This window comes from Nocardia sp. XZ_19_231 (assembly GCF_015355705.1).
Classification (GTDB): Bacteria; Actinomycetota; Actinomycetes; order Mycobacteriales; family Mycobacteriaceae; genus Nocardia; species Nocardia salmonicida.
In genome coordinates this window covers 681,618-694,444 of sequence record NZ_JACUZI010000002.1, presented here as the reverse complement: position 1 = coordinate 694,444, position 12,827 = coordinate 681,618, and the positions used below count along the sequence as shown (strand labels likewise).

11 protein-coding genes are annotated in these 12,827 nt (G+C 66.3%); 4 read left to right on the top strand and 7 right to left on the bottom strand.

The features are described 5' to 3' along the window. Window positions 1–3: 3 nt before the first annotated feature. The gene (locus IBJ82_RS10530) at window positions 4–1,458 is read right to left on the bottom strand and encodes a cytochrome ubiquinol oxidase subunit I (RefSeq protein WP_370585255.1); all 1,455 of its coding nucleotides are present in this window, start codon (window positions 1,456–1,458) and stop codon (window positions 4–6) included. A gap of 135 nt (window positions 1,459–1,593) precedes the next feature. Next, complete coding sequence (locus IBJ82_RS10525) at window positions 1,594–2,499, bottom strand: aminodeoxychorismate lyase (protein ID WP_194825728.1); 906 nt, start codon at window positions 2,497–2,499, stop codon at window positions 1,594–1,596. Between the two features lie 92 nt (window positions 2,500–2,591). On the opposite strand from IBJ82_RS10525, the gene IBJ82_RS10520 reads away from it, so the two are divergent. From IBJ82_RS10520 to IBJ82_RS10505, 4 genes are all read left to right on the top strand, one after another. Further along, the gene (locus IBJ82_RS10520) at window positions 2,592–3,725 is read left to right on the top strand and encodes a folate-binding protein YgfZ (RefSeq protein ID WP_194826209.1); all 1,134 of its coding nucleotides are present in this window, start codon (window positions 2,592–2,594) and stop codon (window positions 3,723–3,725) included. Between the two features lie 11 nt (window positions 3,726–3,736). After that, entirely contained in the window at window positions 3,737–4,405 is a 669-nt protein-coding gene (locus IBJ82_RS10515) for an MOSC domain-containing protein (RefSeq protein ID WP_194825727.1), read from the top strand. 70 nt (window positions 4,406–4,475) lie between these two features. Next, on the top strand, window positions 4,476–5,426 hold the full coding sequence (locus IBJ82_RS10510; RefSeq protein WP_194825726.1) for an asparaginase: 951 nt from the start codon (window positions 4,476–4,478) through the stop codon (window positions 5,424–5,426). A 174-nt stretch (window positions 5,427–5,600) separates the two neighbouring features. Continuing rightward, window positions 5,601–5,828 (top strand): DUF3073 domain-containing protein, encoded by a 228-nt coding sequence (locus tag IBJ82_RS10505; RefSeq protein ID WP_082843622.1) that lies wholly within the window; start codon window positions 5,601–5,603, stop codon window positions 5,826–5,828. Window positions 5,829–6,126: 298 nt separating this feature from the next. Here the strand turns inward: IBJ82_RS10505 and purM are convergent, their stop codons facing one another. The 5 genes from purM to IBJ82_RS10480 all read right to left on the bottom strand — a co-directional run bounded on the left by purM (window position 6,127) and on the right by IBJ82_RS10480 (window position 12,581). After that, window positions 6,127–7,206, bottom strand: a complete 1,080-nt coding sequence (purM, locus tag IBJ82_RS10500; RefSeq protein WP_056818742.1) for a phosphoribosylformylglycinamidine cyclo-ligase — start codon at window positions 7,204–7,206, stop codon at window positions 6,127–6,129. 86 nt (window positions 7,207–7,292) lie between these two features. Beyond that, window positions 7,293–8,957, bottom strand: a complete 1,665-nt coding sequence (locus tag IBJ82_RS10495) for an ABC transporter ATP-binding protein (protein ID WP_194825725.1) — start codon at window positions 8,955–8,957, stop codon at window positions 7,293–7,295. Then, a complete protein-coding gene (locus IBJ82_RS10490; protein WP_194825724.1) occupies window positions 8,950–9,900 on the bottom strand; it encodes an ABC transporter permease in 951 nt (316 codons plus the stop codon). Before IBJ82_RS10490 ends, IBJ82_RS10495 begins: the two co-directional genes overlap by 8 nt. After that, the gene (locus IBJ82_RS10485; protein WP_194826208.1) at window positions 9,901–10,941 is read right to left on the bottom strand and encodes an ABC transporter permease; all 1,041 of its coding nucleotides are present in this window, start codon (window positions 10,939–10,941) and stop codon (window positions 9,901–9,903) included. A 53-nt stretch (window positions 10,942–10,994) separates the two neighbouring features. Beyond that, entirely contained in the window at window positions 10,995–12,581 is a 1,587-nt protein-coding gene (locus tag IBJ82_RS10480; RefSeq protein WP_228536829.1) for an ABC transporter substrate-binding protein, read from the bottom strand. Window positions 12,582–12,827 lie beyond the last annotated feature (246 nt).

The window sequence follows — 12,827 nt, the reverse complement described above, 5'->3', positions numbered from 1 at the left end:
CTCCTAGTACGCGAAGGAAAGTTGGGGAGTATCCGAGTCGGTCGAACTCTCGGCGTGCGTCTGCGTGTCCGGCCCCGCCACGACGTACCGGCGCATCAGGTAGAACCACACCAGCGCGAGCGCGCCATAGAGCAGCGTGAACACCACCAGCGAGAACAGCACGGTCGCGACATCGTGTTCGGAGACGGCCTGCTGCACCGTCATTCGAATATTCGGGTCACCGGTCGGATTGGGCACCACCGCCCACGGCTGACGCCCCATCTCGGTGAATACCCACCCGGCGGCATTGGCCAGGAACGGCGTGGGGATCGCGAGCAGGCTCAGCCAGGAGAACCATCGCTGATTCGGCACCCGGCCACCGCGCGTCACCCAGAAACCGGCCAACAGCAGCAGCACCGACCCGCCTGCCAGCCCGATCATGGCGCGGAACGACCAGTAGGTGACGAACAGGTTGGGCCGGTAGTCACCGGGCCCGTAGGCGACGTTGTAGGTCTTCTGTAGATCGACCACACCGTCGAGCGTCACCCCGCTGAACTCGCCCTTGGCGAGGTAGGGCAGCACGTAGGGCACCTCGAGCACGTGGATCACGCTGTCGCAATTGTTGTGTGTGCCCACCGTGAGAACGGAGAAGTCGGGATCGGTCGCCGTGTGGCACAACGACTCCGCCGATGCCATCTTCATCGGCTGCTGCTCGAACATCAGCTTGCCCTGAATATCACCGGTGAAGATCAAGGCGACGCCGGAGAGCGCGACCACCACGAGGGCGAACCGCCCCACCGGCCGCCACATTGTCTGCGCCTCTTCGAGTTTCGCCGGATCGGCACTGCGCGCGTGACGCACCATCCACCAACCCGCGATGCCCGCCACGAAAGTTCCCGCGGTGAGAAAGGCACCCGCCACCACATGGGGAAACGCGGCCAACGCCGTGTTGTTGGTCAGCAGCGCCCAAATACTTTCCAGCTCAGCACGTCCGGTCTCCGGGTTGTACCGAGCGCCCACCGGATGCTGCATGAACGAATTGGCCGCGACGATGAAGAAGGCCGAAGCGTTCACCCCGATGGCAACGATCCAGATCGTCGCCAAGTGCACCAGTCGAGGCAGCCGGGTCCACCCGAAGATCCACAACCCGATGAATGTCGACTCCAAGAAGAAGGCGATCAGCGCTTCCAGTGCCAGTGGCGCACCGAAGACGTCGCCGATGAAGCGGGAGTATTCGCTCCAGTTCATCCCGAACTGGAATTCCTGCACGATGCCCGTCGCGACCCCGAGGGCGAAATTGATCAGGAACAGCTTGCCGAAGAATTTGGTGAGCCGGTACCAGCGCTCATTGCCCGTGACCACCCAGGCGGTCTGCATCATCGCGATCAGCGGAGCGAGTCCGATGGTCAGCGGGACGAACAGAAAGTGGTAGACGGTCGTGATCCCGAACTGCCACCGGGAGACATCAAGGGTGTCCATCCGACCTCCACCGATCTACTACGACAACTTGTAGTAGATCGTACGCCGGGATTCACCCCGTTCGAGCGTGACAACCGCCACGGCACGCGGAAACCGTTCCCGCAGGGGCACGCCCACCCGTGCCCCACACCTGGATCACCAGTCCCCGATGGTCCCCGGCCGTTCGATGCCGAGGTCGACCATGTCGATGATCTCCTGGGCGTTGTCGGGCGCCGACATACGCACGCCGTCGAGCTGGTTCACTCGCGCGGCGAGGGTGATACTCGACAGCAGCCAAATGCTGTCACAGTCGAACATGTCCGCGGTGAACAGCGTCTGGTACTTGCACTCCCAGCCCGCCTTCTCCGCCACGTTGAACAGCGCACGCTGCGTGACACCGGGCAGCACGCCGCTCTTGGCGGGCACGGTGATCAGTTGCTTGCCGCGGGCGATCACCACCGACGAGCGCGGTCCCTCGAGGACCTTGTGTTCGGTGCTGTGGAAGATCACGTCCTCGGCGCCCATGCGCCGCGCGAACCGCAGCGCGGCCATATTGGTCGCGTACGACAGCGTCTTCGCGCCGAGCAGCTGCCACGGCGCCGCCTGCGCGAGGTCGACCGAGATGCCGCGCGCCAGCGACATCACCTTCACGCCGTCGGTACGCGCCGTCGCGACCCGCGCGGGCACCGGGGAGACGAGCACATACGCGGTGGGCTGCGGGTCCTCCGGCGCCAGTTCCGAGCGCGGTGCGTCGAATTCCGAGTCGCGACCGCGCGTATAGATCAGCCGCAACATTCCTTCCTCTTCCGATCCCCATTCCTTCACAGCCAGCTCTACCGCGGTGCGCCATCTCGACAGTCCCGGCTCCGGTAGTTCCAGTGCCTGCGCCGAGCGACGCAGCCGCGCCAGGTGGAATTCCAGCGCGGTGGCCGTGCCGCCGCGCACCAAAATCGTTTCGAATACTCCATCGCCGCGAAGTGCACCGATGTCGTCGGCATAAAGCGACGGCACGTTCGCGTCGGCGACCGTCCCGTCGAGTGTCACAAGAACCCGTTCTCCCATGCGCCGAGCGTAGGCGTTATCGCTCTGTTATGCCTATGGCTGCATCGAATCGAGCTCGCGACGCGCGTCGCGAAGAAGACCGCGTGCGGCGCATGTCGGCAGACGCGCCTACAGTGGGTGTCGTGTCACAGGTCGTCGTCCCCAGTCCTGTTCTCCATACGCCGGGTGCCGTCGCGGGTGCTCCCGACACTCCGGACGCCGCGGTCGCCTGGCATTACGGTGACCCATTCGGTGAGCAGAAGGCTGCCGCGCAGCAGGTCGCGGTCGTGGACCGCTCCCACCGCAGCCTCGCCAAGATCACCGGCGCCGAGCGCCTGAGCTGGCTGCACACCATCACCAGTCAGCACATCGCCGCGCTGCCCGACGCGCACAGCGCCGAGACCCTCGACCTCGATCTCAACGGCCGGGTTCTCAATCATTTCGTCCTCACCGACCTCGACGGCACCCTGTGGCTCGATACCGAGGCCGACCGCGGCGCCGAGCTGCTGGCGTTCCTCAAGAAAATGGTCTTCTGGGCCGACGCCAAGCCGGAGGACGCGCCGGATCACGCCGTGCTGAGCCTGCTGGGCCCGCGAGTGGACACGCTGCTCGACGCGCTCGGCATCGCGCAACTCCCCGAGACCTACGTCGCGGCCGCTCTGCCCGGTGGTGGGTTCCTGCGGCGGATGCCGGACTCCTTCGATCTGATCGTGCCCCGTGCCGAGCTCTCGGCGTGGTGGACCAGGCTCACCGAGGCGGGAGCCGCTCCGGCGGGCATGTGGGCCTACGAGGCGCTGCGCGTGGCCGCGCTGCGGCCCCGCATCGGCGTCGACACCGACGAACGCACCATCCCGCACGAGGCACGCTGGATCGGCGGCATCGACGAGCACGGGGCCGTCCACCTCAACAAGGGGTGCTACCGCGGCCAGGAAACCGTGGCCAGGGTCCACAACCTCGGCAAGCCCCCGCGCAATCTCGTGCTGCTGCACCTCGACGGCTCGGCCGATGAGCGCCCGGCGACCGGTGACGACGTGACCGCGGCCGGCCGCACCGTCGGCCGCCTCGGCACCGTTGTCGACCACTACGAACTCGGCCCGATCGCCCTGGCTCTGATCAAGCGTTCGGTCCCCGCGGGCACCGAACTGGTGGTCGGCAGCATGGCCGCGGCCATCGACCCCGACTCGATCCCCGCCGACGACACCGAGCAGGCGGGGCGCGCCGCCGTCAACCGGTTGCGCGGGCGATGAACCGTCCGGTCATGCGCGTCGGCGATACCGGCCGCGTCGAGGCCGTGTGCGTCGTCCACGCCGAGATCGAGGTGCGCACCCGCGTCGGCCGCACGGCCATCGACAAGCGTCCTGTCGACGGTCGGGTAGCCGTGGCCGCGCTAGGCCTCAACGGTGACCACGTCTGCGACACCGCCCACCACGGCGGCATCGACCAGGCCGTCTACGCCTACGCCGACGAAGACGCCCGCCGCTGGGCGAGCGAACTCGACCGCGAACTGCCCGCGGGCTGGTTCGGCGAGAACCTACGCCTGACCGGCCTGCCGGTCAGCGACGCGGTGCTCGGCGCGCACTGGGCGATCGGCGACACCCTGCTCGAGGTCAGCGCGCCCCGGGTGCCCTGCGCGACCTTCCAGCAGTGGTCGGGCGAGCAGCGGTGGGTGAAGCGGTTCGCCCTGCGATCCGACACCGGCGCCTACTTCCGGGTGCTCACCGAGGGCACGATCGGCGCGGGCGACGAAGTCCACGTCGTCCACGTTCCCGAACACGGCATCACCGTGCGCGACCTGTTCACCGGCGCCGACCCAGCCCGTCTCGAACGCCTGCGCGCGGAAGAACCGACGATCTCCGCCGACATTCACATGCAGATCGACCGCCACACCCGAACCCGAACCCGAACCGCCGTGGAGGTCGAGGCATGAGCGGTCAGCGCCCGGAGGCGGCAGCTCGCGTAACCACGCAGGGCGCCCGAGCATGCCCAAGGGAGACAGCATGAGTGTCGAATTGGTCGAAGTCGTCCGTTCCGGCTTTCGTGAGTGCGTGCACCGCGGATCCGTCGTCATCCTCGACGCCTTCGGCACCCCCACCCTCGAACTCGGCGAGATCCACGGCCCGATCTTCCCGCGCTCCACCAACAAGCCGATGCAGGCATTGGCCCTGCTGCGCAACGGTTTCGACCCCGTCGACGACGACGAGCTCGCCATCGCCACCGCCTCCCACTTCGGCGAACCCGACCACATCGCCCTGGTCCGTCGTCTGCTCGACCGCTTCGGCTTCACCGCCGAAGACCTCGCCTGCCCACCCGATCTGCCCTTCGAGGAAACGGCCCGCGCCGCCGCGATCACCGGCGAAGGCCAGAGCCCGCTGTACATGAATTGTTCGGGCAAACACGCCGCGATGCTGGCGACCTGCGCGATCAACGACTGGCCGCGCACCGGATACCTCGAGATCGAGCACCCGATCCAGCAAGCGGTGCTGGCCACCGTCGCCGACGTCACCGGCGAACCGGAGACCGATCTGGGTATCGACGGCTGCGGCCTGCCGATCGTGCCCGTCTCCCTGATCAACCTCGCGCGCGCCTTCGCCGGCTTCACCACGGCCGAGTCCGGCACCGCGCCGCGCCGGATCGCCGACGCCGTTCGGGCGAATCCACGAGTGATTTCCGGCACCGGCGGCCCGGATCTCTCGGCCATGTCGGCAACCCCGGGACTGTTCTGCAAGATCGGCGCCGACGGCGTGCACGCGGGTGCGCTACCCGACGGAAGGGCCTTCGCGTACAAGATCGAAGACGGTCACGATCGGGCCCGGATGCCGCTGACGCTGGCGATTCTGCGCGAACTCGGCGTCGAGTGGACCGATCAGCACACCCGGCTCGCGGCCACCGCGGTGCTCGGCGGCGACGCCAGAGTCGGTGTGATCCGCGCGATTCCGGGAGTCTTCTGAGACCGGGCGGTCTGGGCGAAGAAGGGGCAAACGGGGGCGCTTCGCCAGGTCTTCACCCACTCCTGGGAGCGCGACGCTCTGACACACGCTAAAGTGTCTGTCAGGAAGAGTTTAATTCGAACGGGGCCGCCAACAAACCCCAGGCCGCCCCGCAGTGACGCGAGGGGGTCAGCCATGGGCCGTGGCCGGGCTAAGGCAAAGCAGACCAAAGTCGCACGTGAGCTCAAGTACAGCTCCGCGCCGACCGACTTCGCGAGCCTTCAGCGCGAGCTGTCGGATAGCGATGCTTCGCCCTACTCCCAACCAAGGAGTAGAGCAGTGCTGTCCGATGAGCATGATGCGGACGAGTCGCCGTCTCGTTGGAACGACGAGGACGACGGCTACGACAGCTGGCGCCGCTGACCTGACAGCGACGAAGGGGGAGGCCTGAGGGCCTCCCCCTTCCAGCCGTTCTCAGGTGAGTGACGACAGACTCGTAGTAGCAGTTACGGCGAATACCTGAATACGCGACGAGCGTCCTGTGCACACACAGGACGCTCGTCGCGTATTCAGGTATTCGCCGCCTCGAGGCCCCGACCACCCCGAGCCGACGGGCACAAACCCTCCAGCTATGGGTTAGCCACTCAGTGGCCGGAACAAACCCGGGACGCACACGAGCCGGGCCGCTCGTCGCGACCCGGCTCGGTGGTAACTAAGAAGATCAGAACCTGGGGTGATCGCCCAGCAGCACCGCACGCGGCGCCGCGACATCGGCGGCCTTCTTGACCTGGCCCAGCGTCCAGCAGTCGATATGGCGGGCAGTGAGCACCGCCAGCGCACGATCGGCGTCCTCGGGCGCCACGATCGCGACCATGCCGACGCCCATGTTGAACGTCTTCTCCATCTCGATCCGCTCCACGCGTCCGCGCTGGGCGATCATCTTGAACACCGGCGCCGGGTTCCAGGTGCCACGATCCAGCTCGGCCACCAGGCCTGCGGGCAGCACGCGGGCCAGGTTGGCGGCCAGGCCGCCACCGGTGACGTGCGAGAAGGTGCGCACATCGGTTTCGGCGATCAGCGCGAGGCAGTCCTTGGCGTAGATGCGGGTCGGCTCGAGCAGTTCCTCACCGAGGGTGCGGCCGAACTCCTCGACGTAGCCGGTGAGCGACATCCGGTCGATGTCGAGCAGCACCTTGCGCGCCAGGCTGTAGCCGTTGGAGTGCAGGCCCGACGACCCCATCGCGATGACGACATCGCCGGGACGCACCCGGTCGGGGCCGAGCACCGCGTCGGCCTCGACGACACCGACGCCGGTGGCGGACAGGTCGTAGTCATCGGGATCCATCAGACCCGGGTGCTCGGCGGTCTCGCCACCGAGCAGCGCGCAACCGGCCTTGATGCAACCCTCGGCGATGCCGGAGACCAGCTCGGCGACCTTCTCCGGGATCACCTTGCCGATGGCGATGTAGTCCTGCAGGAACAGCGGCTCGGCGCCACACACCACCAGGTCGTCGACGACCATGGCGACCAGGTCGAGCCCGACGGTGTCGTGCTTGTCCAGCGCCTGGGCGACGGCGATCTTGGTGCCGACACCGTCGGTGGAGGCGGCGAGCAACGGCTCCCGGTATCCGCCCTTGAGCGCGAACAGCCCGGCAAAGCCGCCGATGCCGCCCTGTACCTCGGGTCGGCTGGCCTTCCTGGCCAATGGTCCGAACAATTCGACGGCGCGGTCACCGGCTTCGATGCTCACGCCTGCCGCAGCGTAGGAAGCGCCTGCACCGCTGGGTGTCTGTTCAGTCATTGTGGGGGAAAGCTCCAAACCGAATCGGCGGATAGATGCCTAGTAACTCTAAGTGATCCGCCAGTTCAGCTGTCGTGCGGCTCAGCTCATTGTTCCGGTTCAGTGGCGAATGTGGCGGCGATCTCGGCGCGGCGGCGCCGCTGTTCGACCGGGTCGGGGACCGGAACGGCGGCAACCAGGCGACGGGTGTACTCGTGCTGGGGGTCGCGCAGGATCTGTTCGTTGTCGCCTTCCTCGACGCAGGATCCCTGGCGCAGCACCATGATCCGGTCCGCGAGCTGGTCGACGACGGCGAGGTCGTGGCTGATGAACAGACACGCCCAACCGCACCCACGCTGTAGTTCGGCGAACAGTTCGAGCACCGCGGCCTGCACCGAGACATCGAGCGCGCTGGTCGGCTCGTCGGCGACGAGCAGATCCGGGTCGAGCACCAGCGCCCGCGCCAGACTCGCCCGCTGACGCTGTCCGCCGGACAGTTCGTGCGGATACCGATTCTCGGTGCCCGCGGGCAGCTGCACGTCGTCGAGCATGTGCCTGACCCGCGCGCGGATGCTCGCCTTGTCGCCGATGCCGTGCACGACCAGGGGTTCGGCGACGCATTCGCCGACGGTCAGGCGCGGGTTGAGCGAACCCGCCGGGTCCTGGAACACGAACCCGAACCGCCGCCGGATCGGCCGCAGCTTGCGCTGGGACAGATCCGCGATGTCCTGCCCGCGAATCAGCACGTGCCCCTCGCTCGGCCGTTGCAGCGCGGCCACGCAGCGCCCGATGGTCGACTTGCCCGACCCCGACTCGCCGACCAGGCCGAGGGTCTCCCCCGGCCTGATCTGCAAGCTCACGCCGTCGACCGCACGAAACGCCGGCCGACCGAACGGCCCGGGGAACGTGACGACCAGATCCTTCACATCGAGCACCGGCTCCGCGGTCCGGTCGATCGTGGGCCGCTCGATGGTCGCCGCACCGAGATGCGGAACGGCATCGAGCAGCGCCCTGGTGTAGTCGGCCTTCGGACTGGCGAACAGTTCGTGCACCGGCGCCTGTTCGACCACCTCGCCCGCCCGCATCACCACCACCCGATCGGCGAGGTCGGCCACCACGCCCATGTTGTGGGTGATCAGCACGATCGCACTGCCGAGTCGGTCGCGCAGATCGCGCAGCAGTTCCAGGATCTCGGCCTGCACGGTGACATCGAGCGCGGTGGTCGGCTCGTCGGCGATGATCACCTTCGGCTCGCACGAGATGGCGATCGCGATCATCACGCGCTGCTTCTGCCCGCCGGAGAGCTGATGCGGGTAGTAGTCGACGCGATGCTCGGGATCGGGCAGCCCGACCGTGCGCAGCAGCTCGATCGCCTTGGCCTTGGCGGCTTTTCGGCCCATGCCGCTGTGGGCGCGCAGTGCCTCACAGATCTGGAACCCGACGGTGAACAGCGGGTCGAGCGCACGCGCCGGTTCCTGGAACACCATCGACACCTCGCCACCGCGCAGGGCGGTGAGCTGCCGCTCGGTCATCGAGGTGACCGGCCGATCGCCGATGGTCACCAGCCCGCGCACCGAAGCCGAATGCGGCAGCAGCCCGATCGCGGTGCGCGAACTCACCGACTTGCCCGACCCGGACTCGCCGACGATCGCGAGCACCTCACCCGGGAACACCTCGTAGGACACATTGCGCACCGCGTTCACGGGTCCGCTGTCGGTCGAGAAGGTGACCGACAGTCCCGAAACAGCCAGTGCGGCGGTCTTTTCACTCATCGACTGTTTCCTTGTCTGCCGAGGTGACCGCACGCCTGGTGCGCAGCAACGGGTTCAGCGTTTCGTCGAGGCTCTCGCCGACCAGCGTCATCCCGAGCACGACCAGCACGATCGCGGTTCCGGGAAAGATCGAGGTCCACCAGATGCCGTTGGAGACATCGTTGAGCGCCTTGTTCAGGTCGTAGCCCCATTCGGCGGCCTGGGTCGGCTCGATGCCGAACCCGAGGAAGCCGAGCGCGGCGAGGGTGAGGATGGCGTCGGCGGCATTGATCGTGACGATCACCGGCAGCGAGCCGGTGACGTTGGACAGGATGTGGCGGAACATGATTCGCGTCGTCGAGGCGCCGGTCACCCGGGCCGCGTCCACGTACGGCTCGGTCTTCACCGCGACCGTCGCGTTGCGCACCACCCGGAAGTACTGCGGCACATAGACAACCGTGATCGCGATGGCCGCCGACAGCATGCCGCCGAGACTGCTCGACGTACCACCGGCGACGACGATCGACACCACGATGGCCAGCAGCAGCGACGGAAACGCGTAGATGGCGTCCATGATCAGCACCAGCGTCTTGTCGATCCAGCGCCCCACGAACCCCGACAGCAGGCCGAGCGGCACGCCGACCAGCAGCGACAGCGTTACCGAGATCGCGATCACCAGCAGCGCGGTGCGCGCGCCGAACAACACCCGGGAGAGCACATCCTCGCTACGCACCGACGTACCGAACCAGTGCTCGGCCGACGGACCCTGCTGCGGCACGAAAGCCACACCGTCAGCGGAGTTCTGGGCCAGACCGAAGGGCGCGAGCAACGGCGCGAACGCCGCGACGAACACGAACACACCGACCAGCACCAATCCGGTGATGAGCGTGACTCGTTGCAGCCCCGAGGTTTTCGACAGCAGCTCGGCGAGGGGCAGACGCCGACGTTTCACAGCGGTGGTCATCTAGAACCTCACCCTCGGGTCGATCATCGCGACGATGGCGTCGACGACGAAGCTCATCACCGCGACGACCAGCGCGATGAACGCCACGATGCCCTGCACCGCGATGAAGTCGCGCGCCCGCAGATACTCGGCGAGCTGATAGCCCAAGCCTTTCCATTCGAACGTGGTCTCGGTGAGCACCGCGCCGCCGAGCATCATCGCGATGCACATGCCCATCACCGTGATGATCGGGATCAGCGCGTTGCGCACCGCGTGCCTGCCGGTGACCACCCGCGTGGACAACCCCCGCGCCCGCGCCGCCTCGACGAAATCACTGCGCAGCGTCTGGATCAGGTTCACCCGCACCAGCCGCAGGAAGATGCCGCCGGTGAGCAAGCCGAGCGCCACCGCGGGCAGCACCGCGTGTTCGAGTACGTCGAGCACATAGGACGGTTCGCCGTAGAGGATCGCATCGATGATCAGGACATTCGTCTTCGGCGACACATGTTGCAGCGCAAGCTCTACATCCGTGCTGGCGCGGCCACCGACCGGAAACCAGCCGAGCCACACCGAGAAGATCAGCTTGAACAGCATGCCCACGAAGAACACCGGCGCCGCGTAGGCCAGCACCGCGGAGAACCGCAGCAACGCGTCCGAGGGTGTATCCCGATGTGTCGCAGCGTATCTGCCCAGCGGGACGCCGACGGCGAACGCGACGAGCAGGCCCCAGAAGACGAGTTCGAAAGTAGCGGCACCGTAGGTGATCACCACATCGCTGATCGCCTGGTTGTCCTGTGTCCGTCCGAAATCACCGTGCAGGAAGCCGGTGATGTACTCCCAATACTGCGTCAGGATAGGGCGATTGAGCCCTGCGGCTTCCTTGCGATCCTCGATCTGATCCTGGGTCAGTCGGCCACCCATGGCCGCGCTGATCGGGTCACCGATCACCCGCATCAGGAAGAACACCACTGTCACCAGCAACCACGCGGTCGGCATAATCAGCAACAGCCGAATCAGCAGGTACCGCAGCAAAGCCACCTGGCGGGAACCCCCGCCGCGCATCCACCCGAAACGCTGCGCCCGGATCGGTGATCCGGGCGCAGCGGCAACGTCACTCACTTGCTCAGGACCGTGAACCGGAACTTGAAGGAGCCGTCGAGGGTCTGATCCACACCGGTGACGCCCGGCTTCGACACCGCGACCTGCTTACCCGAGAGCAACGGCAGGGTCGGCAGATGGTTCTGCGCGAGATCGGCCTGGATCTTCTTCAGCAACTCGATCCGCTTGGTCGCGTCGGACTCGGTGGCCTCGGCGGTGAGCTGGGCGTTGATGCCGGGGTTCTCGAAGTGCGACTGCAGGAAGTTGTTCGGGCCGAAGAACGGCGTCAGGTAGTTGTCGGCGTCCGGGAAGTCCGGGAACCAGCCGAACTGGTACATCGGGTACCCGTCGGAGGCGCGCTCCTTCTGGTAGGTCACCCACTCGGTGGACTGCAGGTTCACCTTGAACAGACCCGAGGCCTCGAGCTGGGACTTGACCGCCGCGTACTCCTCCGAGGAGCTGGAGCCGTAGTGGTCGGGGTTGTACTGCAGGTTCAGTGTCACCGGCGTGGCGACGCCCGCTTCGGCGAGGAACTTCGCGGCGGCGACCTTGTCGGGCTTGGCGCCGTAGAGATCCTTCAGCGGCTCGGCCGACCCGGCCATGCCTGCGGGCACGTAGCCGAAGGCGGGCTGGTAAGTGCCCTTGTAGACGCCGTTGGCCAGCGCCTCACGGTCGACGGAGGACGCGAATGCCTTGCGCACGGCCAACTTCTGCTCCGGCGTATTGCCCGGCATGGTGTTCATGTTGAACACCACGTAGCGCAGCTCGCCGCCGGGACCGTCGGTGACCTTCACCTTGGAATCGGCCCGCAGGGAGTCGATGTCGGTGGGGGTGAACGAGCGGTAACCGACGTCGATGGCGCCGTTCTGCAGGTCCAGCTTCAGATTGTCGGAGGTGGCGTAGTACTTGGTCGACACCGTCGCGGTCTTCGGCGTGCCGAGGATGCCCTGGTAATCGAGATTGGCCCGGTATTCCACCAGCTTGTTCTTGTCGTAGCTGGAGATCGTGTACGGGCCGGAGTAGCCCTTGCCCGCGACGACCTCGTCGTCGGTGGCGACCTTGTCGGCCGGGAACACCAACTCGTCGACGATCGGGCCGGCCTGGGTCGGCAGGATCGTCGGGAAGGTCTGATCATTGGCGACCTTGAGCGTGAACGCGACGGTGAGATCGTCGACCACATCGGTCTTGTCGAGATTGCCGAGCAGCGACGCCGGACCGTGCGGATCGTTGATCTTCACCATCCGGTCGAAGGAGAACTTCACGCTCTTGGCGGTCAACGGGTTACCACTGGCGAATTTCAGCCCGGATTTGATCTTGCAGGTGTAAACCGTCGGAGTGGTGAATTCGCACTTTTCCGCCGCATCAGGTTTGGGCGTGGTATCGCCCGGTGCGAAGTTCAGCAGATACGAATAGATCTGGTTCTCCACCAGCAGCGAACCGTTGTCGTACGCCGCGGCGGGGTCGAGCGAGAAGATCTTGTCGGTGGTGCCGACGACCAGGCCCGCACCGGAGCCCGCTTCATCAGTGCGGCCGGAGCCGCAACCGGCCAGCGCGGCGGCGACAGCGGCGGTAATCCCCACCGCGGCAATTCGTTTCGCGCGCATGCTTCGTGCCTTGTTCAACATCAGGTCCCATTCTCGAACGCCGCGCAGCCGTCGCCCCCGGATCACAGGGGCGACGACTACATGGTGAGCTAGCGATATAACGAGGGACCGTACAGGTGAACCATTACCGCCCAGTTTCAAATGGTCGGAATTATTGCCGCCATGTTATGAACTAATCTTACGAAATTACCGGTTACCGGAATTACCTTCGTACACAACACAAAAGGGGCCGACCAGGTTTATCCT

What these genes read in the sequence shown, in the direction of transcription:
- IBJ82_RS10520 (WP_194826209.1), top strand. Translation starts at nt 2,592, where the DNA reads ATGTCGGCAGACGCGCCTACAGTGGGTGTCGTGTCACAGGTCGTCGTC.
- IBJ82_RS10495 (WP_194825725.1), bottom strand. Translation starts at nt 8,957, where the DNA reads ATGAGTGAAAAGACCGCCGCACTGGCTGTTTCGGGACTGTCGGTCACC.
- IBJ82_RS10480 (WP_228536829.1), bottom strand. Translation starts at nt 12,581, where the DNA reads ATGCGCGCGAAACGAATTGCCGCGGTGGGGATTACCGCCGCTGTCGCC.
- purM (WP_056818742.1), bottom strand. Translation starts at nt 7,206, where the DNA reads ATGACTGAACAGACACCCAGCGGTGCAGGCGCTTCCTACGCTGCGGCA.
- IBJ82_RS10510 (WP_194825726.1), top strand. Translation starts at nt 4,476, where the DNA reads ATGAGTGTCGAATTGGTCGAAGTCGTCCGTTCCGGCTTTCGTGAGTGC.
- IBJ82_RS10490 (WP_194825724.1), bottom strand. Translation starts at nt 9,900, where the DNA reads ATGACCACCGCTGTGAAACGTCGGCGTCTGCCCCTCGCCGAGCTGCTG.
- IBJ82_RS10515 (WP_194825727.1), top strand. Translation starts at nt 3,737, where the DNA reads ATGCGCGTCGGCGATACCGGCCGCGTCGAGGCCGTGTGCGTCGTCCAC.
- IBJ82_RS10530 (WP_370585255.1), bottom strand. Translation starts at nt 1,458, where the DNA reads ATGGACACCCTTGATGTCTCCCGGTGGCAGTTCGGGATCACGACCGTC.
- IBJ82_RS10525 (WP_194825728.1), bottom strand. Translation starts at nt 2,499, where the DNA reads ATGGGAGAACGGGTTCTTGTGACACTCGACGGGACGGTCGCCGACGCG.
- IBJ82_RS10505 (WP_082843622.1), top strand. Translation starts at nt 5,601, where the DNA reads ATGGGCCGTGGCCGGGCTAAGGCAAAGCAGACCAAAGTCGCACGTGAG.
- IBJ82_RS10485 (WP_194826208.1), bottom strand. Translation starts at nt 10,941, where the DNA reads ATGCGCGGCGGGGGTTCCCGCCAGGTGGCTTTGCTGCGGTACCTGCTG.